Here is a 21,630-nt window from a genome sequence, read left to right on the forward strand (position 1 = left end):
GATTTAAATTTCCCATGATTTGTCGCATTATCGCTGAGTAAATTTATGTTTCACTCAGCATATTGAACTGTTGCGCATCCGCAAGAAGCTCCCTATCCCAACAAAAAAGTTTCTTACCAGTAGTAGATTTTCACCAGGAAAGTATATGATTCCTGGCACACACAGTTGAACGCTGCATTTGTAAAGGGCAAAGCCCGCGAAAGCGGGTGACGCAAAGTCAACGGTCTAACGGGCTCCGGCTCCAGGACGGCAGGACTGCCAGATGCACACCGACACGGGCTTGCGCCCGTCGTATTCGGATGCTCCTGCGCACGATCCTGCAAATTTTTGATTTAAGGATACGTACGCGATGAAATCGGTCCGCCACTCCCCCCGCATTCTGTCGATGCTGATCGCCGGCGCTTTTGCGCTCGGTTCCGCACCTCATGCCTTCGCCGCGGGCGTCGCCACGCCACCGGATGGCGGTTTCGCACGCGGACGCATCATCGTCGAAGCCCGCCCGGGCCTGTCGGACGCCGACCTGGACCGCATCCTGAAGGAACACGGCGGCAAGAAGCACAAGATCGGACAAAGCGGCCTGCACGTCGTCGACCTGCCGCCCAGCGTGTCGGAGCAGGACGTCGTCGCGAAGCTGTCGCGCCGCCCGGAACTGAAGTTCGCGGAGCTCGACCGCGCCGTGCACCCGGCAATGGCCGTCAACGATTCCTACTTCGGCAGCGAATGGCACCTGAGCAAGATCAACGCGTCGACCGCCTGGGATACCGCGATGGGCAGCGGCGTGACCATCGCCGTGCTCGACTCCGGCGTCAACGTCAACCATCCGGACCTGAAAGCCAATCTCGTCCCTGGCTACAACGTCTACAGCAATAACACCGACCTGACGGACGTCTGCGGCCACGGCACGGCCGTCGCCGGCACCGCTGCCGCCACCAGCAACAACGCGACCGGCGTGGCCGGCGTCGCGGGCGCGGCCAAGATCATGCCGGTGCGCATCTCGTACGAAGACCCCACCCTCGGCTGCTATGCCTATTTCAGCACGATCGCCAGTGGCATCACGTACGCCGCCGACCACGGCGCCCGCGTCGCCAACATCAGCTATGTCGGCATCGCCGGCAGCAGCGCCGTCCTGAGCGCCGCCCGCTACATGAACAGCAAGGGCGGCGTGGTCATGGTTTCGGCAGGCAATAACAACAAGGACGAGAACGTCACGCCGGATCCGGCACTGGTCGTCGTCTCCGCCACCGACAGCAACGACGCCAGGGCCAGCTTCTCGAGCTGGGGCAGCTTCGTGACCATCTCGGCACCGGGCACGTACATCTGGACGACCAACAACTCCCTTGGCTATTCGCAGTGGCAGGGCACGTCGTTCTCGGCCCCCGTCGTCGCCGGCGTGGCGGCACTGATGATGTCCGCCCGTCCCGACCTCAGTGGCGACCAGATCAAGTCGCTGCTGTATTCGACAGCCGTCGACCTCGGCGCCGCGGGCCGCGACCCGATCTTCGGCTACGGCCGCGTGAACGCCGCCGCCGCGGTGCAGGCTGCCAGGGCCTACCAGGCGTCGACCGACACGACCGCGCCCGTGGCGTCGATCGCCGCACCGCTGGCCAACAGCACGGTCTCGGGCGTCGTCGCCGTCAACGTCAACGCCAGCGACAACGTGGGTGTCGCCCGCGTCGACCTGACCGTCAACGGCACCGTGGTCGCCACCGACACCAGCGCGCCGTTCAGCTTCAGCTGGAACTCGGCCGGCGTCGCCAACGGCATGGCGAATCTCGTGGCCGTCGCCTATGACGCCAAGGGCAACGTCGGCCGGTCGACCACCGTCGCGGTGAACGTCGCCAACCAGAGCACCAGCACGACGCCCTCGCCCTCCGGTACGGACACCACGCCGCCGGCTGTGAAGATCAGCAATCCGGTCGCGGGCAGCGTCAGCGGCACCGTGTCGGTGTCGGTGAGCGCATCGGACAACGCGGGTGCCGCCGGCATCTCGACCGTTCTCAAGATCGATGGCGTGACGTTCGCCCAAGGTACCGGCGGTACGCTCAGCTACAGCTGGAATACGCGCAAGGTCGCCTACGGCCAGCACGTGCTGACCGCCGTGGCGCGCGATGCCGCAGGTAATACGAGCACCACGTCGGTGACCGTGACCAAGCAGTGACGGAACCGGTGCGGGCCCGCTGCCGGCGGGCCCGGCTTTGCCGAACGGGCGGATTACGCTATAATGCGTGCCTCGGGCGGCTGTAGCTCAGCTGGATAGAGTACTTGGCTACGAACCAAGGGGTCGTGGGTTCGATTCCTGCCAGCCGCACCACTTATACGAAAGGCCAGATCGCAAGATCTGGCCTTTTTCATTGACGCTGCCGTGTCTGGTCGTATCAGGATCGCTCTTTTCCAAACGGCAAATGTCCGCTATAATGCGCGCATCGGGCGGCTGTAGCTCAGCTGGATAGAGTACTTGGCTACGAACCAAGGGGTCGTGGGTTCGATTCCTGCCAGCCGCACCAAAATTCGAAAGGCCAGATCGCAAGATCTGGCCTTTTTCATTGGCTGTGTCCGCACGTCATTGCCGGCCAGAGCGCTGCCGGCTGCCGTTTCTTCCGCAATCAGGTCCGCAGCTTCTTGATGATGCTGCGGTTCCCCAGGATCTCCTCGATCTGCTCGAAGCGCACGGGCTTGACCATGTGGTGGTCGAAGCCCGCCTCGAACGCCAGCTGCCGATCCTTTTCCTGGCCCCAGCCCGTCACGGCCACCATCACCGTCATCGTGCAGCACGAGAGGTCGCGGATGCCGCGCGCCAGGTCATAGCCGGACATCTGCGGCAGGCCGATGTCGAGGAAGGCATAATCGGGGCAGAAACGTTTCGCGGCCGCCAGCGCGTCGGCACCATTGTGCGTGATGACGACGCTATGCCCCATCGCGGTCAGCAGCGCGCCAATGCTGTTGACGAAGTCGACGTTGTCGTCGGCCAGCAGGATGCGGTAAGTCTCGGCGCTGATGAACGACGCCGGCGTCGGTTTCGCGGGGAGTTCCGGATCGACGACGATCGGCAGGCGCACGACGAACTGGCTGCCGTGGCCAAGGCCCGCGCTGTGCGCCTCGATCGAACCGCCGTGCAGCTCGACCAGCTTGCGCGCCAGCGACAGCCCCACGCCCAGGCCCGCGTTCGAACGCTCCAGCGTCGAATCCACCTGCACGAACATCTCGAACACCATGTCCAGCATGTCGGGCGCGATGCCGATGCCGGTATCGGACACGACCAGCTTGAGGGTGCGGTCGTCCACCGTCGCCTTCAGGCCCACGCGGCCGCCGCGATTCGTATACTTGGCCGCATTGTTCAACAGGTTGGACAGGATCTGCGCGAGACGCGTCGCGTCGCCGTTCAGGAACACGGGACGGTCCGGCAGGTCGATCACCAGTTCGTGACCATGCAGTTCGATGTACGGCCGCACCACCTCGAGCGCGTCGTTGACGACGGCCTTCAGCTCCACGCGGCCGCTCTTGATCGTGAACTTGCCCGTGTTGATGCGCGAGACGTCCAGCAGGTCGTCGACGAGGCGCACCATCTGGCGCAGCTGGCGCTCCATGATGTCGGTTGCGCGCTGGGTGGCCTGGGCGTCCCCGCTGCGCAGCCTCAGGATGTCCAGGCCCGTGCGGATCGGCGCCAGCGGATTCCTCAGCTCGTGCGCGAGCGTGGCCAGGAATTCGTCCTTGCGGCGGTCGGCCAGACGCAACGCTTCTTCCGCGCGCTCGCGCACCTGCATCTCGTGCTCCAGCGTCGCATTGGCTTCCTGCAGCGCGTGCGAACGGCGGCCGATCTCGGCCAGCATGTCGTTGAACGCGGCGACCAGCACGCCGATCTCGCCGCTGTCGTTGCCGGGCACGCGCAGGGTGAAATCGCGCCGCTGCATGACCTGGCGCGCGACGTTCGTCACGGCGGCCAGCGGGCGCGTGATGGCGGCCTGCAGGCGCGAGGCGACGAGGCCGGCGATCACGAGCGCGCCCAGCATCACCGCGCCGAGAATCGCGCCATAGCTGAGCAGGCGGTCGACGAGCCCGTAGCGCGAGCGCAGGTAGACGGTGCCCACCATCTCGCCGTTCTCCACGATGTTGCGGAACACGGCCACCTCGCCACCCTCGATGCGGTAGCCGGACGGCGCCGGACGCGCCGGGATCGACTGGTTCGGGGCTGCCGCATAGGTGGCGAAGCGCGCGCCGTCGCTCGTGTAGATGGCGGCCGCGAGGATCTGCGGCCGCACGCGCAGCACGGCGAGGTTCTGGCGCGCCGTTTCCTCGTCGTTGAACGTCAGCGCCGGCGCGGTCACGCGCGCCATGATGTCGGCCTGGGTCATCAGGTCGTCCGTCCAGTAGCGCTGGAACGCGCGCAGGTCGAACAGCAGCATCGCGAGCGACGCCGCCAGCAGGGCGACGAACGTCGTGGCCACCGCCATCAAGATCAGTTTGCCGCGGACCGTGCCGCCGTCGCGCACCGCCATCACTGCGCTCCTTTCTGGACCCGGTTCGCCACCGTCAGCAGGCGCGAACTGAGTTTGATGCCATTGCGTTCCGCCGCATCGAGGGAGACGTCGAAGCGGACGCGCTCATCGACGATGCGGAAATTGATCACACTACCGACCTGCAAGCCGCTCTCGCACTCGGTCACGATGAGCATTGCGCCACTGGCCTGGCGCACGATACGCGCGACCCGCTGCTGATCGAACCCGCCCACGAACAGCAGATGCACGCGCGCCGCCGCGTCGGCTTCGCGCAGTTCGCGCACTTCGATCGGGCGATTGTTGATGGTACGTCCCGCCACCACACGGGCCAGCTCGACGGCCAGGTCGTCGGCGCCGATCACGCCGATCGTCAGCGGCGCCGCCGCGTCGGCAAAGGCGCTCGCGGGAAAATCGGTGTAGCCGAGGAATTTATACAGGAAGGCCGCTTTCACGCGCCGTTCCAGTGGCACGCCCGGCACCGCGCTCTGCGCGCGCACCGGCGGCACGAGACCCATGCCCGCGCACAGCGCAGCCAGGGAGGCCAGCGTCCAGACGGCGAGCGAACGGCGCAGGCCGCGCTTCGTGGATCGGTTCAGGTGACAGTGCATCGGCCGGATGGCAAACCCCAGGCTGGAAACGGCGGCAGTGAGCGCCCTGCGGAACGGCCGCATACGATACGTCGGGCATGCGGTCCGCGGACCGGACGTCGTGATGACAATACGGACGCCGCCGCGCACGGCCGGCGCCCGCCGCGGCCATGATAGCCGGGTAAGGTCATCAATGGCAACGCGCGGCGCCCGCCCGCGAGGGGAAGAATCCGCAAAAACGTAAACAATTGCTGGGCGTCCTTGAACATTTTGCTATCGTAGAACATTTTCTTTTATGCACCAAGAGCGTCCCGATTGGAAATGACCTCAGCTGTATCATTTATGAAGCCAATGGCAGACATCAGAAATTTGAATTGGATTTCTTTTTTGCGATGCAGCATTATGAAGCTGTCTCCTCTATTCTCCTCCAAGGATAGATTCAGCCCGCTCCCGTAGCGGGCTTTTTTTTGCCCGTCTCCCCGGGAGGGCGTGGTTACCCTCGCCACCATCGCCCCCCCCCCTCCCCCCGCGTGTATGCATGCTGTACCGCAATAAATTCCGGCATTCGCTGTTGCATCCTGACCACCCGCGCCTGTTTCACTCACCAGAATCCACGTTTTCCCAGGTTCGTGCCATACCGAGTCGTGCCGCCCCCGCCTGCGATTTGGTGTAGGATTCATTCTCTTTTCGTTTAGATAACAATATTTACCGCGCTATGCTCCATACCGGCAGGTCCGCACACTCCTCCAGCTCGTATGACTGGTCCGCTTCCCGGCTCGGCGATCCGCAGCGATGGCCGCAGACGCTGAGGATGGCGGCCGATCTCATGTTCAACACCCCGCTCCCGCTGCTGCTCGTATGGGGCCGGGACATGACGGTCGTGTTCAACGAGACTTATGCCGCGCTGGCCGGCCCCGCTTACGGACGGGTGCCTGGCGGCAGCGTCCCGCCCGTGATGCCACCGCCGCTGGCCGTCGGCGGCGACGAGCTGGAGCGCGCCTGGAGCGGCGAATCCACGTGCGCCCCTGGCCGCGCGCTTACGTTCGCGGGCAGTACCGGCGGCGGTACCTATGACCTGCATTTCACGCCGCTGCGTGACGCGGACGGCAAGGTCGCCGGTGTGCTGTGCGCGCTCGCCCCGGGCGCCGCGCCGGAAGCCGCAGCGGCGGAAGCGGCCGGCCCCTTGCGCATCCTCGTCGTCGAAGACAACGTCGACTCGCAATACCTCGTGTGCGAGATGCTGCGCGCGTTCGGCCACGAGGCGGACGGCGTCGGCCATCCGCACGATGCGCTGACGCGGCTGGCGGCCGCAACCTATGATGTGTTGTTCACCGACGTCAGCCTGCCCGGCATGTCGGGCGTCGAGCTGGCCCGCCAGGCGTTGTCGCAGGCGCCCGCCATGCGCGTGATCTTTGCCTCGGGCTATGGCGACACGCTGCTGCGTCACGTGGAATTCCCTTATCTGTCATTGCAGAAACCTTACGAGCTCGACCAGTTGCAGCAGGCCCTCGACAAGGTATCGCACCCGCTGCCCGTGCGTACCTGAACGATGGGTCAACGGTGTGCAGGGAAGCCCCCGGGCTGGGCTAGAATCGACATACGGCTCGTCCCGCGCCGTGGACGGACATGCCCGCGCATTCCGCGCGGCGGCGCAGAGCCCAGAACGATGATCGATTTCGAGCCGAACGGCCATGCCCCCTGCCTTTCCGAGCCGAGCGCCACGCCCGGCCCGGTCCCGACCGCCGCGCCGTTCGCCTCGATTTCCCCGGGAGCCCCAGTGTGAACGACGAGCGCGACCAGTTGCGGCAGCCGCCCGCGCAGCCCGCCCCGGCCGTGCCCGACGCGGCCGCGGTCGCGCGCGAGCTGCAGGAAGCGCGCGAAGCCCTGCGCCTCGCCAATGCACGCATGGAAAACATGCTCGAAAGCCTGGTCGACGGCTTTTGTGCCGTCGACCACCAGTGGCGCATCATGTACATCAACGGGCGCGCGCTGGACATGCTGGCGCCCCTGCAAAAAACCCGCCCGAACCTGATCGGCCACGACCTGTGGGTCACGTTCCCGGAACTGAGCGGCAGCCTGCTGGAAACCGTGTACCGGCGCGCCATGGTCAGCCGCGAGACGGCGATCCAGGAATTCTTCTGGCCCGCCCTGAAGCGCTGGTTCGAAGTGCGCGCCCATCCGTCACCGGACGGCCTCACGCTGTACTTCCAGGACATCAACCGGCGCAAGGCCGACCAGCAGGCCTTGCAGCAGGGCAACACCCGCCTGCAGGTGGCATTGGCCGCCGGGCGCCTGGGCGATTGGCGCTGGGACGCCGCCAGCGACCGCGTGATGCTGGGCGAACGCGCCGCCGAGATCTTCGGGCTGCCGGCGGAACAGCCGCTCGCGTGGAGCGAACTGCGCGCCCGCCTTGATCCGGGCGACCGCGAGAGCGTGCGCCGCGCGGTGCTGCAGGCCTTTGCCGGCCACAGCGACCTCGAGCTCGAATGCCGCCTGCCGCGCGCCGGCGCCGAACCGCGCTGGGTGGCGCTGGTCGGCCGCGCCGACTATGCCGACCAGGTGCGGCGCGAAGGCGTGCTGGGCATGACGGGGGTCATACAGGACATCACGGCCCGGCGCAGCGCCGCCGACGCGCTGCGCCAGAGCGAGGAAGTGCTGCGCGCGCTGGCCAACACGATTCCGCAGCTGGCCTGGATGGCCCAGGCCGACGGTGCCATCGTCTGGTTCAACGAACGCTGGTTCGAATACACGGGCACGACCCCGGACCAGGTCGTGGGCTGGGGCTGGCAAAAGGCCGTCGAGCCCACCGTGCTGCCCGCCGTGCTGGACCGCTGGAGAGCGTGCATCCAGAGCGGCGATCCGTTCGAGATGGAATTCCCGATCCTCGGCGCCGACGACGGCTACCGCTGGTTCCTGACCCGCGTGAACCCGGTGCGCGACCGCCACGGCAAAGTGCTGCGCTGGTTCGGTACGAACACGGACGTCGACGAGGTCAAGCGCGCCGAACAGGCGCTGCGCGACGAATCGCACGTCCTCGAACTCCTCAACAGCACCGGCAGCGCCCTCGCCTCCACGCGCGACTTGCGCTCGCTGCTGCAGGCCGCGACGGACGCCGCCAGCGGCATCGCCGGCGCGCGCCAGGGCGCATTCCTGTACCACGGCCGCCGCGACGGCCTTGACGCCGGCAGCCTGTTCACGCTGTACACGGTCTCCGGCGGCAGCCCGGCCGGGTTCGAGGCGTTCGGCGAGACCGGTCCCAACGGCCTGTTCGGACCGGGACTGGCGGACCGCCCGGCCGGCCTGGTGCGCTCGGACGACGTCACGCACGACCCACGCTTCCGCGACACGACCCCGTTCGGCCTACCCACCGGCCACCCAGCCGTGCGCAGCTACCTGGCCGTGCCCGTCGTCGGCCATTCCGGCGAACTGCTCGGCACCATGTTCTTCGGCCACCCGGAGCCGGGAATATTCAGCGAACGCACCGAACGCATCGTGCGCGGCATCGCGGCCCAGGCCGCCGTCGCCATCGACAACGTGCGCCTGTACGAAGCCGCCCAGCGGGCCGCCGAGGAACGCAAGGTCTTGCTGGAAAGCGAACGCCAGGCGCGCGCCGAGGCCGAGCGCACGAGCCAGATGAAGGACGAATTCCTCGCCACTTTATCGCACGAGCTGCGCACGCCGCTGTCGGCGATCCTTGGCTGGGCCCAGGTCCTGCGGCGCGGCAGCCGCGACCAGAACGACCTGCAGAAAGGCCTGCAAACGATCGAACGGAATGCGCGCGCCCAGGCCCAACTGATCGAAGACCTGCTCGACATGAGCCGCATCACGTCCGGCAAAGTGCTGCTCGACATGCAGGCCGTGGCGCCGGCCAGCTTCATCGACGCCGCCATCGAGACCGTCCGCCCGGCCGCCGACGCCAAGAACATCCGCATCGAAAAACACTATGTCGCCGACCCGGGCCTCGTCGCCGCCGACCCGGCCCGGCTGCAACAGGTCGTGTGGAATCTGCTGTCGAATGCCATCAAGTTCACGTCGCGCGACGGCGTCGTCAGCATCGACCTGGCCCGCATCGATACCAACGTCGCCATCACCGTGCGCGACAACGGCATGGGCATCCGTCCGGAGTTCATTACGCATGTGTTCGAGCGCTTCCGCCAGGCCGACGCATCCATGACGCGCCGCCATGGCGGCCTCGGGCTGGGTCTCGCGATCGTGAAGCACCTGATCGAGCAGCACGGCGGCACGGTGCGCGCGGAAAGCGCCGGCGAGGGCAAGGGCGCCAGCTTCACCATCGAATTGCCGCTCGCCAAACAACAGCCCGCGCCTTCGACGCGCAGCAGCGCGCGCGCCGCCATGATCCTGCCGACGCCGGCAACTCCCGACATGATGGTCCTCGATTTATCCGGCACGCATGTGCTGGTCGTCGACGACGACCGCGACGCCCGCGAGCTGATCAAGCGCATCCTCAGCGATTGCGGCGCGGACGTGCGCATCGCCGCCAGCGCGCGCGACGCGTTCACGCAATTCCGGGAGCACGCCCCCGACCTCCTGATCAGCGACCTGGGCATGCCGGAAGTCGACGGCTTCGAACTGCTCGACTGGGTACGCCACCTGTCGCGCGACGAGGGCAGCCAGGTGCCGGCCATCGCGTTGACGGCCTTCGCCCGCTCGGAAGACCGGCTGAGCGCGATGGAAGCGGGTTTCTCGGCACACATCTCGAAACCGGTCGAGCCGAGTGAACTAATTGCAACAGTTGCCTCAGTGGTAGGCCCTGCGGCGCCGCTCGCAAATCGTGTCCCGGCCTCCGTTCAGGGCCGAAATGGCGTACGCTAGTGTCATGATTGATGTTCCTACCAAAGGACGCGGCGCTGTCCTACAAGAAATTCTCAGCGTTTTGCTAGACTATGGAATGTTGCGCTAGAGCCGATGCTCGTTAACGATTTAACGGCACCGGCCTTGATTTAACGAGAATACGCATGCCCAGCCGACAAGACATCCTGAACGCGAAGATCCTGGTCGTAGACGATTCGCCCGACAATATCGAATTGATGGAAGAGATATTGCGCGAGGAAGGCTACACCGATGTCAGTTCGACGATGCTGCCGGAACAGGTATGCCCATTGCATCGCGAGCACAACTACGACCTGATCCTGCTCGACCTGCAGATGCCGGGCCTGAACGGCTTCCAGGTCATGAAAGGCCTGAAGGAAATTGAACAGGGTGGCTATCTGCCCGTGCTCGCCCTGACGGCCCAACCGAGCTTCAAGATCGCCGCGCTGGAAGCGGGCGCGCGCGACTTCATCAGCAAGCCGTTCGACCTGCTCGAAGTGCACAAGCGCATCCACAACATGCTGGAAGTGCGCCTGCTGTACAAGGAACTGGCCCAGTACAGCCGCGCCCAGCAGGAACTCGCCCTGCATGACGCCCTCACCGGCCTGCCGAACCGCCGCCTGCTGGAAGACCGCATCGAGACTGCGCTGCAGCACGCCAACCGCAACCACCACAAGGCCGCGGTCATGTACCTCGACCTGGACGGCTTCAAGGCGATCAACGACACGTACGGCCACGCCTACGGCGACGAGATCCTCAAGATGGTGTCGCAGCGTCTTTTATCGAATTCGCGCAAGGAAGACACCGTGGCGCGCCTGGGCGGCGACGAATTCATCGTCCTGCTGGCCGACGTGCACAGCCTGACCGACGCGCAGGGCCCGGCCGCCAAGCTGGTCGAGGCGCTGTCCGAACCGTTCTTCATCAACGACCTCACCTTGCAGCTGTCGACGAGCATCGGCATCAGCCTGTATCCGGACGACGCCGAGAACGTCGTCGACCTGATCAGCATTGCCGACTACGCGCTGTACGAAGCCAAGCGCGCCGGCAAGAACCGCTACTGCGCCAACGGCAGCGCCGCCCGCCAGGCCGCGCTGGCCGTCAAGCCGGCCATGCCGACGCCGGCGCCCTCGCCGGCCGTCCTGCCTTCGGCGGAGCTGGTGCAGCACCGCTGACGCCAGACCTTCAACCAACCACGCCCGTAGGGTGGACGGGTCTCCCGTCCACGCGGTGATACGCACAGTCAAAGTCGTCGAGTACGTGAGCGGAGCCACGCGGTGATACGCACAGTCAAAGTTGTCGAGTACCTGAGCGGAGCCGTTCGTTGGACGCGTGGAGTCATTGAGTCCGGGGGACTCAATGACAAGCCGTCCACCCTACCAAAAACAAACGGGCGCGGCCTTCCACGGCCGCGCCCGTCCGGGATCCAAAACGCGGTTCAGGCCGCGCCAGCCGTCTTCTCGCCCCCCGGCCCGAGGGCCCGGCAGCCGATGGCTTCCTGGTTATGGGCCTCGATGGCGGCCGCGTTCTGGTGGTCCGAGCTGGCATCCACCTTTTCCGGCGGCACCTCGATGCGGGTGATGCTGGACGCGACGGAGACCGGGTCGCTGGCCGGAAACGTCATTTCCACGGCTTCGTCGAGCAGGGTTTCCTTGGCGACGGCCTCGCGCGGTTCGGTTTCGGCGCTGGCCATCGTGCGGATCGCGCGTGCCCATTTGACGAGTTTCAGGTCGGCCAGCTCGGCGATGGTGTTGATGCCGAACGCATCACGCAACGCGTCCGCCTGTTGCTGGGTGACGTTCCGCAGTGCGGTCACCGGCTGGTTGACCAGTTCCCGGAAACATTTGTCATGATGGGAATCATTTACGATGATCTGAATATTCATGTCTGTCCTTTCAAGTTGGCGCCTGGTCCTTCTCTGACATGGTTGGCGCAGACACGTTTTCAATATCGCACAGGGTCTCGACGCGGTATGTGCGGCAGCGAACGATGCTGCCCGGTTGCCGCGCACGATTGAAACTGGGTATTACCGGGCCGTGCTATCATGACGTATTGCAACAGTTTTTATCAATTTATTTTGCAAAGCGGCACGCTCTGCTATTCTGCCGAGCTTGTGAATACGTGTACCTAGCCTGTACAAAACGCCGTGTCCCACATCGATAAACCAAAGATTCTCGTCGTCAACGACGATGCCGCCAGCCTGCTTGCACTGACGAGCCTGCTGGAACAATGGGCCGACGAAAGCAATTACGAGGTCTTGTCGGCGCGCTCCGGCCAGGACGCGTTGCGTCAGGTGCTCCGGCACGATTTCGCCGTCATCCTGCTCGACGTCAACATGCCCGGCATGGATGGCTTCGAGACGGCCGAAGCGATCCACCAGCGTCCCCGCTCGGCCGATATCCCGATCATCTTCGTGACGGCCTTCCTCGCCGACGAGATCGACCGGCTCAAGGCTTACCAGCGTGGCGCCGCCGACTTCATGTTCACCCCGGTGATCCCGCAGGTGCTGCGCGCCAAGGTGCAGGTCTTCGTGGCGCTCGCGACGAAGAACGAACAGCTCAAGCGCCAGGCCGAAAAACTGTCGCAGCGCACGACGGAACTCACCGCGACCAACAAGCGCCTCGTGCGCGAGATGGAAGAACGGCGCGCGGCCGAACGCAAGAGCAGCGCCAAGGATGAATTCCTCGCGATGCTGGGCCATGAATTGCGCAACCCGCTGTCGGCCATCAGCAGCGCCGCGTCGCTGCTGGGCATGCCGGGCGTCGGCGCCGAGTCGATCGCACGCGCACGCCTGATCATCCAGCGCCAGAGCCAGCATTTGTCGCGCATCGTCGACGATCTGCTGGATCTGTCGCGTGCCATGTCGGGCAAGATCCTGTTGTCGCGCAAGCGGCTCGACATCGCGACGCTCGTGTCGAGCTGCCTGGACACGTTCCGCGCCACCGGCCGCATGGCCGGCTACGACATCGACGCACGCCTGGCGCCCTCCTGGGTCGACGGCGACCCCACACGGCTCGAACAGATCACCAGCAACCTCATCGATAATGCGCTGAAGTACACGCCGGCCGGCGGCCGCGTCGCCATCACGGTCGCGCAGGACGGTACCGACGTCGTGTTGCGCGTGAGCGATTCGGGCGTGGGTATTGCGCCCGACTTGCTGCCGCACGTATTCGACGTGTTCGTGCAGGGCGCGATCTCGATCGACCGCTCGCAGGGCGGCCTTGGCATCGGCCTGTCGCTCGTGCGGCGTCTCGTCGAACTGCATGGCGGGACGGTCAGCGCCAGCAGCCCCGGCACGAGCAGCGGCAGCACGTTCGAGATCCGCCTGCCGCGCGTGGAGGCCGCAGCCGCGGACACGCCGGCGCGCGCCCGGCCACACGAAGCCGCCAAGCCGACGGTGCTGCTGATCGAAGACAATGACGACGGCCGCGAGATGATGGCGACGATGCTGGAGTCGTTCGGCTATCCCGTGCTGCAGGCCGGCGACGGCGTGGAAGGCGTGCGCCTGGCGTGTGCCCACAACCCGGATGTCGCCCTGGTCGACATCGGCCTGCCCGGCATCGACGGCTACGAGGTGGCGCGCCGGCTGCGCGAGGATCCGGCCGCACGTGCCATGCGGCTGATCGCGCTGACGGGCTATGGCCTCGAAGAAGACCAGCGCCGCGTGCTCGACGCGGGCTTCGACCTGCACCTCGTCAAACCGGTCGAACTGAACGCCCTGCTCGAGCAGCTGGGCGCCGCGGCGGCGCGGCCGCGCGAAGGCGAACCGGTACCGGCCCCGGCCTCGTCGGCCGCGGCCGGCTGAAGCGCGCCGTTACAGCGTATCCATCAACTCCTGCTTGCGCATGGCCATTTCCTGGCCCAGCGCGAGCAGGTCGAGGCCGCTCTTCTTCACCTTCGCGAACATCTCTTTCTCTTCCTCCTCGACGTGATGGTCGACCTGCTCGCCGAGGACTTTCACTTTCGCGTCGAACAATTCATCGTCCGGCTCCATTTCCTGCAACTGCTTGATGAGATCCTTCGCCGCGGCATGCTCGACGATGGCCTCTTCGACCAGGTCCTCGGCGTCCTCGACCTGCGCGCTCACGGCCGGATAAAAGATTTCCTCTTCGATCGTCGTGTGGGCGATCAGCGCCTTGCAGATCTTTTCCTTCAGCTTTTCCTTGCTTGCCCTGGCGCGGTCGCCCAGCTGCTCGAATTGCTCGAACATCTCATGGACTTCGCGATGGTCCGCGGTCAGCAGGGCAATGGCGTCCTGGCCCGCGGCCATGGCGTTCGACTGGGTGCCGGCCTGCGCACCGGATTGCGTTCTCGTAGTCATCTTGGGCTCCTTCTTCACTAGGGTTTTGGCATCGGCCAGAGCCCTCAGCTTCGCGCGGAATGCAACACCGCACTGTACGGGAACTCACAAAGACGATTCCTGCGCCGCCCCGGCCCAAGCTGTTGTATCATCCAGAGAAACATAATTTGGTTGCCTCCATGAAAGTTTCGGAACCTCATCCGCCGGATTCCGGGGAAGACAGCCAGCATGCGGCGCGTGCCGCCGAGCTGGCCGAACTCCTGGCCCACCTGACGACCTGCTGGGACGAAGACCGGCGTCTGCTGGCCCGCCGGCTGCACGACAGCCTCGGCTCGTCGATGACGGCGCTGACGATGCATCTCGGCCTGCTCGCGCAACACCTGCAGGAGCAGCCGCAGCGCGATCGTGCCGCGCAGATGAAGCAACTGCTGAACAACATTATCGAGACCAACCGCAAGATGCAGTTGGCGCTCTGGAACGACAAGCTCGAATTCCTCGGGCCGAAGGCGGCCATCGCGGAGCTCGTGCAGGAATGGGGCCGCGAACACGGCATCAAGGCGCGCGCCAGCATGCCGGACGACGATGCCGACTACAGCCGCGCCCAGGGCGTGGCGCTGCTGCGCTGCGCCGAGGAAGGCCTGCGCAACGTCCTCAAGCATGCGCAGGCGACGTCCGTGGACGTGATCCTCGACGACGATGGCGACCAGGCCATGCTGACCGTGCGCGACGACGGCGTGGGTCCGGGCGCGGGCGTCGCCCCTTCCCTCAGCTGCCACGGGCTGCGCATGCTGCGCGAGCGTGCCCGCGTGCTCGGCGGCTCCCTCACCCTCGGCCCCGGGCCGGACGGCAAGGGGTCGGCGCTGACCCTGATCCTGCCGAAGCAGAACGCCTGATTTCTTCCGCCGCAGCTTAAAACCTATTCGTAGGCACGAACTGGTCGGCGGGCGGGGGCAGGCCCCGCCACACCAAGCCGCTTGCAATGGGCATTTACGCCAGACGGCCCGTCGACACGGGTCAGCAATACCGCGACCTCCTCGCCACCCATACGTGCTGGCACGATAGACCATGTCGCTTCCTTCTGCCAGCTCGACAACAGCGGCTCCCGCCTGTGTCAGCGCCTGGGTCCGTTCGCACACCAAGGCCATGACGCTGCCGAGACTGACACCCATCTTCACGATTTCGGTGTAGCGGGAGCGAGTCACCTGGCCGACATTTTCTCGACAGTATGCGCGATAAATTGATCTGCCGAACAAGGGGTATAAGATTGACAAGAATCATATATATTTTGTCAGCATTTATTTACTGACGACATCATTGGACGGGGGCGTTGATGACATCTCACACCATTCTGCTTGCCGCGGAGGGCGGCACGGTTCGTGCAATCCTTGCAAGCCTGTGTCTCTTCTCCGCTGGCTGCTCCGATTCCACGACCGTCGATTACTACTACAACCACCAGCTTGAGGCACGCGAAAAGCTTGCGTCCTGCCATGAAGAGCCACTCGGCGTGCGGAGTTCCGAGGCCTGCATGAACGCGGTCCAGGCTGTTCGGAAATGGGCCAAGACAATGCAATAAACATCGCTCATTTGCACTCCGCAAGCTGTTCACTTTCCGACATACCGAAAAGCTTCCGGCACTTGATCACTGCAGTCATCCCTGCCTCGGAGATGTCGCGCAATACACAACGCCCAAGGAGCATATGATGTTCGGGTTTCGGAATCGCTGTCGGTATGTTGAACGGTATCGTTAGGGATACCTAGTGCAATTTGACGATCGGCGTCGTCCTGCGGATCAGGAAGCGCCCCAGCGCCATCAGGCCCGTGCGCAGGGATCCGAGCACGGCCTTGTGGTGCAGCAGGTGCAGGCTCATGTACATGATGCGCGCCATGAACCCTTCCACGAACAGGCTGGCGCCACGCAGTGAACCCATCAGGTTGCCCACCGTGGTCTCGCGACCGATCGACACGAGCGAGCCGTAATCGCGGTACACATAGGGCTCCAGCGGCGGCGGATGGCCGCCCGTCAGGTTCATGAACGTCTTGACGAGGTAGTCGGCCTGCTGGTGCGCCGCCTGGGCGCGCGGCGGCACCGGTTTGCCGTTGCCGTCCGTGCACGCGGCGCAATCGCCCAGGGCCCATACGTCGGCCACGCCTTTGACGCGGAGATGCGCATCGACTTCGATCTGCCCGCCCTTGGCGACGGGCAGGCCCAGCGCGCCCAGGAACTCGGGCGCGCGGATGCCCGCCGCCCAGACGCACAGGTCGGCCGGGTAGACATTGTCCTTGCTGTCGTTGACCTGGTGCCTGTCGATCCGGCTGACACGGCAATCCGTGACGACTTTGATCGCGCGCTGGTCGAGCAGGCGCGTGGCCGCCGTCGACACCCGTTCGGGCAGCGGCGCCAGGATGCGCGGCGCGCCCTCGATCAGCGTGATGCGCACGTCGCGCTGCACCTGCAGCCGGCGGAAGCCGTAGGCGGCATAGGCGCCGGACGCTTCGCGCAATTCCGCCGCCAGTTCCACGCCCGTGGCCCCGCCGCCGATGATGACGATGTCGAGGCCGGCGTCAGGACCGCCATCTTCCTTCTGCTGCTCGGCCTGTGCGAGCAGGCGCAGCAGGCGCAGGCGGAACCGCTCCGCGTCCTCGGTGGCATTCAGGGAAATCGTGTGCTCACGCGCGCCGGGCACGCCGAAGTAGTTCGACGTGCTGCCGACCGCGATCACGAGCGAGCGATAGCCGAGCTTGCGTTCCGGCAGCACTTCCTCGCCATCGCCGGGCCCAACGACGGCAGCGATCGTCAGCCGTTTTACCCCGGTGTCCAGCGCCGTCATGGCACCGTACACGAAGCTGAAACCGCGATCGTGCGCCAGCATCTGGTACGACAGGCCTTCCTGGTGGATATCGAGCGTACCGGCTGCCACCTCGTGCAGCGACGGCTTCCACACGTGGTACAGACGGCTGTCGACCAGCGTCACCTTGCCGGGTCCGAGTTTGCGGCCCAGCTTGCAGGCCAGTTCCAGGCCACCCGCCCCGCCGCCTACGATCACGATATCGCTCTGCAAGCCTGCCTCCGTGGATAACGCCCGTCTGTCGGGCTCGCAGAGCAGTTTACTACGGGGCGGCGAAAGGCCCCGTCACGGATCAGTCGCGGTCGTGGCCATGGCCATGGCCGTGGCCGTTGCCGTGCCCTTCGCCATGACCGCGGCCATGTTCCCAGCCATCGCCATGGCCCCGGCCGTGGCCCGGACCGTCGCGGTATTCCACGCGCTCGACGACGCGCACCTCACGCGGACCGCCCTGGTAACCCTCGCGGTAGCCGCCGAAATGCTCGCGGTAGCGCGGGACATAGGTGTTCGTATACCACTCGTCACGGACGAACAGCACCGGACGGCCGCAGGCGCCGTAGCGGCCGCAGAACTTGGCCCAGTGCTTGCGATGCCCCGGCGGCACGCGCAGGTAGACGGGTTCGGCCACATACTGCGGCGCGGGCGCGATGATGACCGGCTGCGGCGCGTACACGACGGGACGCGGCACGTAGTCGCCGATGTCGATGCGGCCGTAGAAGCCGGGCTGGCCGACGCTGACCGATACGTTGGTCTGCGCCAGGGCGGGGAAAGCGGCGGCGCACAGCGCCACGCCGAAGATCAGGGATTTCATGATGACCTCGCTGTGAATGGATGATTCGAGTTTATCAAACGAAATGTCATGTGCAATTGGCTGCAACAGATGCTTACATAGTCGTTGCGTGCAGGATACGACACACCGGGCCATAAACGTTCCTTTGCGGCAAGTGCACGGTTACAATCGCGAATCATATTCCATAGGAAGGCTTCTGATGTTCGCGAAACACACCGTGCCGGCTGTTGCAGCCCTGCTGGCGGCTGGTGCCGCCAGCGCCCAGGTTGGCGCCACGGCCGATATCGGCACCACCGGCGTGGGCGCCCACGTCGTCGTGCCCATGACGACCCAGCTGAACGGCCGCTTCGGCGCCAACTACCTCAAACACGACTTCGACAAGACGTCGGATGGCGTCGACTACAACTTCAAGGGCAAGCTGCAGACGTTCGACATCCTGGTCGACTGGTACCTGACCGAAGGCGGCAGCTTCCACCTGACGGGCGGCGCCGTCTACAACGGCAACAAGTTCGACGTTCGTGGCAAGCCGAACGGTAACGGCACGTTCAACATCAACGGCAACCTCTATACTGCCTCCGACGTCGGCATCCTGAGCGGACGCGTCGACTTCCGCAAGGCCGCGCCCTACCTCGGCATCGGCTGGGGCAACGCCCTGGCGCAACCGGCCGGCTGGCACGTCACCACGGACCTCGGCGTGTTCTACCAGGGCAGCCCGAACGTCCAGTTGGCCGTCAGCGGGTGCACGGTGTCGTCGACCGTCTGCAACAGGCTGGCCCAGGACGTCGAAACCGCGCGCCGGAAACTCGGCGACGACACGAGTTCGTTCAAGATCTACCCTGTCGCGCGCATCGGCATCGGCTATCGTTTCTAAGCGAGGGCGGCGCACCGCGCCGTGCGGCGTTCCACAGAAACGACGCCACGAGCGTTACCCCTGAGTGAACCTTCCGCACCTATCAGGATCAAACTGGTAAGCACCATAAGTACGATCACCAATAGTACGATCACCAATGGGCCGTCAGTCAATCCATACCGCAGACATATCACGTTCGCGAAAACCAAGCGGACACGAACGAGGGTTGCGGGGGGCGCAAACGAAGCGCATTTTGCGTTTGGCGTGACGGTCAAATCGGTTTGCATCGGCTCGCATCCGGCGCCTTAACGGCGCAGTCTGCGCTACCCGTGGCGAGTCCGGCGGCAACGTCGGGCACTGCCGCCGAGATTTGTATGGCGGGAGGCGGGGAAGTGACGCCTGTCAGATACGAACACGGTCAGCAGGACGGTTCGGGGCAGGAAGAGAACGGTGTACACTTATATGCACACCTTTTTTGAAAGCAGGGCCTATGAAATCGCATCGTGTGCGCTGGAGCCTGCTGCTCCTTGCCTGCCTCATGATGGTGGCCTGCCACGACCGGCGCGAACCGGTGAAACCCACCGTTACGCTGGCCGTAGCCACCGTCGCCGCCACGGCCTGACCGCGCGCCGCGCGGCACGCCACCCGATCCGGCCGCGCCCGCGCGCCGGCGGGCTCGCATTGTCCTTTCTCCGTCCGCTTTACCGCCACGTGCTCGTCCGGTTAGAATCGTCCCTGCCATAAGGCAACGCTAGGGGTCCTGCAGCCGCATCGCGGCGCGGGTGAGAAACACCCTCTGAACCTGATCTGGGTAATGCCAGCGAAGGGAAGCGGATACGGTGTCTCGCCGTTCTGGTCCTTTCGCGGGTGCCCGTCACCACGACGCCAACGAGGAGCGGCATGCACTGTCCTGTTTCCAATCATTCCTTGCGCCTGACGCCATCCGCTGAGGCGGTGCGGCAATGAACGTCATCGTCCTGGGTGCCGGCATCGTCGGCACCGCTACCGCATGGTATCTGCGCGCCGCGGGCCACGACGTGACGGTGATCGAACGCCAGCCCGGTCCCGCGCAGGAAACGAGTTTCGCCAACGGTTGCCAGATCTCCGTGTCGCATGCGGAACCATGGGCCACGCCGGCYGGCCTGCTGAAAGTCATGCAGGCGCTCGGCCGCGAAGACGCCCCGCTGCTGTTCCGCCTGCGCGCCGACCCGCTGCAGTGGCGCTGGTGCCTGCAGTTCGTGCGCGAATGCGCCCCGGGCCGCGTGGCCGCCAACCTGCGCCGAATCGTCGCCCTGGCCGACTACAGCCGGCGCAGCCTGCAGGCGCTGCGCGCCGAGACGGGCATTTGCTACGACCATCTCACGCGCGGCATTCTCCACTTCTATACGGATGACAAGGAATTCGACAGGGCCTGCCGCGCGGCCGCTGCGATGCGCGACCTGGGCTGCCCGCGCATGACGGTCGACGCCGACGAAGTCGTGCGCATCGAACCGGCGCTGGCCCCGGTGCGGCGCAAGCTCGTGGGCGGCGACTTCACGCCCAGCGACGAATCGGGCGACGTGTACCAATTCACGACGCAGCTCGCCGCCCGCGGCGCGGACGCCGGCATCCGCTACCTGTACAACACGACGGTCACGCGTCTCGTGCCCGACGGCGACGTCGTCCGCGCCGTGGAAATCATCGACGCCGACGGCCGGCACGGGCTGATGCACGCGGATGTCGTCGTCGTCGCCCTGGGCAGTTTTTCCGTGCAGCTCCTGGCCCCACTCGGGATCCGGCTGATGATTTATCCGGGCAAGGGCTATTCCGCCACCTACCCCATCGTCGACCCGGACGCGGCGCCCACGGTATCGCTGACGGACGATGGCCACAAGCTCGTGTTCTCGCGCCTGGGATCCCGGCTGCGCGTGGCCGGCACATGCGAGCTGAACGGCTACAGCCGCGACCTGAATCCCGTGCGCTGCGCCGCCATCACGCGCCGCGTGCGCGCCTTGTTCCCCGGCGCCTGCGACTACGACGCCGCGACGTACTGGGCCGGCCTGCGGCCGCTGACGCCGTCGAACGTCCCATACGTCGGCCGTACCCGCTATGCGAACCTGTACCTGAACACGGGCCACGGCACGCTCGGCTGGACGATGGGCTGCGGCTCGGGGCGGGCCATCGCGGACATTGTTTCGGGCCGAAGGCCGGAAATCGCCCATAATTTGCAATGCTGACAATTCGCAACTTTCGGTAAACTTTACACATCTCCAGATTGTCACAGATTCTCATCACGCAAGTCTTTGATTGCGCTCAAAATGTGTGCATAGGAACGCTCCTTGCATACATAGTAATTGCAGTATCCGATCGTTATGAAACCGAAAAACGAATCCAGGAGCTACGTGATGAAATCTACTGTTCCGAGATTGGCAGCAACCGCGGCACTTCTAACCAGCGCAGCGCCGGCCTTTGCAAACCTGGTCTACCAGACTGGTGCCCAGCAAACCGGCACCGGATTGGGCGCCGTGAACACTGTCGTGACCGTGCAGGACAACGGCAACGGAGCGCAACAGAACGGCACCGAATCGGGCTGCGTCACCTACACCGGCGGCAATCCGGCAACCCCGGCTGAAACTTGCCTGTTGAGCTTGCAAGGCGGAGATAACACCGCCGGAAACGCGGGCAACAATACTTATCTGCTCAGCGACGTCACCGRCCTGACGAGCGCCGGCCAGCTCGGCTTCGTCGTCAACATCAGCGAGGGCGCACCAGGCAACACGGCCACGCTGACCGACCTGTACATGAGCCTGTTCAGTAACACGGGCACGCTGTTGGGAACCTTTGCGTACAACGGTCCGGACCTGATCCTGGGCGACACCGGCGGTATCGGCCAGTCGGGCCTGCACCGGTTCGTCCTGGATAACACCCAGGCCGCGCAGGCCGCAACCCTCTGCCCAGACC

The 21,630-nt window shown here is 65.2% G+C and carries 17 protein-coding genes, 2 tRNA genes and 2 riboswitches; of the genes, 13 read left to right on the forward strand and 6 right to left on the reverse strand.

The features are described 5' to 3' along the window. The first annotated feature begins 176 nt into the window (after positions 1 to 176). A riboswitch (cyclic di-GMP riboswitch) is annotated at positions 177 to 263 on the forward strand. Between the two features lie 86 nt (positions 264 to 349). The 3 genes from AC1DYX_RS12195 (at position 350) to AC1DYX_RS12205 (ending at position 2,504) form a co-directional block, all read left to right on the forward strand. Beyond that, the gene (locus AC1DYX_RS12195; protein WP_477259068.1) at positions 350 to 2,158 is read left to right on the forward strand and encodes a S8 family peptidase; all 1,809 of its coding nucleotides are present in this window, start codon (positions 350 to 352) and stop codon (positions 2,156 to 2,158) included. A 76-nt stretch (positions 2,159 to 2,234) separates the two neighbouring features. Then, positions 2,235 to 2,311 (forward strand) — tRNA-Arg (locus AC1DYX_RS12200). A gap of 116 nt (positions 2,312 to 2,427) precedes the next feature. Continuing rightward, positions 2,428 to 2,504, forward strand: a tRNA-Arg gene (locus AC1DYX_RS12205). A gap of 99 nt (positions 2,505 to 2,603) precedes the next feature. Here the strand turns inward: AC1DYX_RS12205 and AC1DYX_RS12210 are convergent. Then, positions 2,604 to 4,493: a sensor histidine kinase, YfiR-like protein-associated gene (locus AC1DYX_RS12210; RefSeq protein WP_477259069.1), complete on the reverse strand. Its 1,890-nt coding sequence runs from the start codon at positions 4,491 to 4,493 to the stop codon at positions 2,604 to 2,606. After that, a complete protein-coding gene (locus tag AC1DYX_RS12215; RefSeq protein WP_477259070.1) occupies positions 4,493 to 5,164 on the reverse strand; it encodes a TOL_0243 family YfiR-like periplasmic protein in 672 nt (223 codons plus the stop codon). The genes AC1DYX_RS12210 and AC1DYX_RS12215 overlap by 1 nt, the downstream gene beginning before the upstream one ends. Before the next feature lie 727 nt (positions 5,165 to 5,891). On the opposite strand from AC1DYX_RS12215, the gene AC1DYX_RS12220 reads away from it, so the two are divergent. The 3 genes from AC1DYX_RS12220 (at position 5,892) to AC1DYX_RS12230 (ending at position 11,082) form a co-directional block, all read left to right on the forward strand. Next, a complete protein-coding gene (locus AC1DYX_RS12220) occupies positions 5,892 to 6,626 on the forward strand; it encodes a response regulator (RefSeq protein ID WP_477259071.1) in 735 nt (244 codons plus the stop codon). A 233-nt stretch (positions 6,627 to 6,859) separates the two neighbouring features. Beyond that, entirely contained in the window at positions 6,860 to 9,913 is a 3,054-nt protein-coding gene (locus AC1DYX_RS12225; RefSeq protein WP_477259072.1) for a hybrid sensor histidine kinase/response regulator, read from the forward strand. A gap of 143 nt (positions 9,914 to 10,056) precedes the next feature. Next, positions 10,057 to 11,082, forward strand: coding sequence for a response regulator (locus tag AC1DYX_RS12230; protein WP_477259073.1), 1,026 nt, complete (start codon positions 10,057 to 10,059; stop codon positions 11,080 to 11,082). 263 nt (positions 11,083 to 11,345) lie between these two features. Here the strand turns inward: AC1DYX_RS12230 and AC1DYX_RS12235 are convergent, their stop codons facing one another. Beyond that, complete coding sequence (locus tag AC1DYX_RS12235) at positions 11,346 to 11,792, reverse strand: hypothetical protein (RefSeq protein ID WP_477259074.1); 447 nt, start codon at positions 11,790 to 11,792, stop codon at positions 11,346 to 11,348. 261 nt (positions 11,793 to 12,053) lie between these two features. Here AC1DYX_RS12235 and AC1DYX_RS12240 point away from each other — a divergent pair, with 261 nt between their 5' ends. Next, a complete protein-coding gene (locus tag AC1DYX_RS12240) occupies positions 12,054 to 13,712 on the forward strand; it encodes a response regulator (RefSeq protein WP_477259075.1) in 1,659 nt (552 codons plus the stop codon). A 9-nt stretch (positions 13,713 to 13,721) separates the two neighbouring features. Here AC1DYX_RS12240 and AC1DYX_RS12245 read toward each other — a convergent pair whose 3' ends face one another. Then, a complete protein-coding gene (locus tag AC1DYX_RS12245) occupies positions 13,722 to 14,228 on the reverse strand; it encodes a hemerythrin domain-containing protein (RefSeq protein WP_477259076.1) in 507 nt (168 codons plus the stop codon). A gap of 158 nt (positions 14,229 to 14,386) precedes the next feature. Between AC1DYX_RS12245 and AC1DYX_RS12250 the strand changes: the two genes are divergently transcribed. Both AC1DYX_RS12250 and AC1DYX_RS12255 read left to right on the forward strand, forming a co-directional pair. Next, the gene (locus AC1DYX_RS12250; RefSeq protein ID WP_477259077.1) at positions 14,387 to 15,100 is read left to right on the forward strand and encodes a sensor histidine kinase; all 714 of its coding nucleotides are present in this window, start codon (positions 14,387 to 14,389) and stop codon (positions 15,098 to 15,100) included. Positions 15,101 to 15,537: 437 nt separating this feature from the next. Further along, positions 15,538 to 15,780 carry an EexN family lipoprotein gene (locus tag AC1DYX_RS12255; protein WP_477259078.1) on the forward strand — a complete coding sequence of 81 codons (243 nt, stop codon included), beginning with the start codon at positions 15,538 to 15,540 and terminating at the stop codon, positions 15,778 to 15,780. A 181-nt stretch (positions 15,781 to 15,961) separates the two neighbouring features. On the opposite strand, the gene AC1DYX_RS12260 is transcribed toward AC1DYX_RS12255, so the two are convergent. Together AC1DYX_RS12260 and AC1DYX_RS12265 are read right to left on the reverse strand one after the other, a co-directional pair. Then, positions 15,962 to 17,266, reverse strand: a complete 1,305-nt coding sequence (locus AC1DYX_RS12260) for an NAD(P)/FAD-dependent oxidoreductase (protein WP_477259079.1) — start codon at positions 17,264 to 17,266, stop codon at positions 15,962 to 15,964. A 79-nt stretch (positions 17,267 to 17,345) separates the two neighbouring features. Then, positions 17,346 to 17,861 carry a hypothetical protein gene (locus AC1DYX_RS12265; protein ID WP_477259080.1) on the reverse strand — a complete coding sequence of 172 codons (516 nt, stop codon included), beginning with the start codon at positions 17,859 to 17,861 and terminating at the stop codon, positions 17,346 to 17,348. A 178-nt stretch (positions 17,862 to 18,039) separates the two neighbouring features. Between AC1DYX_RS12265 and AC1DYX_RS12270 the strand changes: the two genes are divergently transcribed. The 4 genes from AC1DYX_RS12270 to AC1DYX_RS12285 all read left to right on the forward strand — a co-directional run. Then, positions 18,040 to 18,711, forward strand: a complete 672-nt coding sequence (locus AC1DYX_RS12270; protein WP_477259081.1) for a hypothetical protein — start codon at positions 18,040 to 18,042, stop codon at positions 18,709 to 18,711. A gap of 469 nt (positions 18,712 to 19,180) precedes the next feature. Next, positions 19,181 to 19,312, forward strand: a complete 132-nt coding sequence (locus AC1DYX_RS12275) for a hypothetical protein (protein ID WP_477259082.1) — start codon at positions 19,181 to 19,183, stop codon at positions 19,310 to 19,312. 121 nt (positions 19,313 to 19,433) lie between these two features. After that, positions 19,434 to 19,536: riboswitch (TPP riboswitch) on the forward strand. Between the two features lie 116 nt (positions 19,537 to 19,652). Continuing rightward, positions 19,653 to 20,906: a D-amino acid dehydrogenase gene (locus AC1DYX_RS12280; RefSeq protein WP_477259083.1), complete on the forward strand. Its 1,254-nt coding sequence runs from the start codon at positions 19,653 to 19,655 to the stop codon at positions 20,904 to 20,906. A 168-nt stretch (positions 20,907 to 21,074) separates the two neighbouring features. After that, positions 21,075 to 21,630: hypothetical protein (locus tag AC1DYX_RS12285; protein ID WP_477259084.1), on the forward strand; the 556-nt coding region annotated here is incomplete at its 3' end.

Source organism: Massilia sp. P2_C2, from assembly GCF_056404615.1.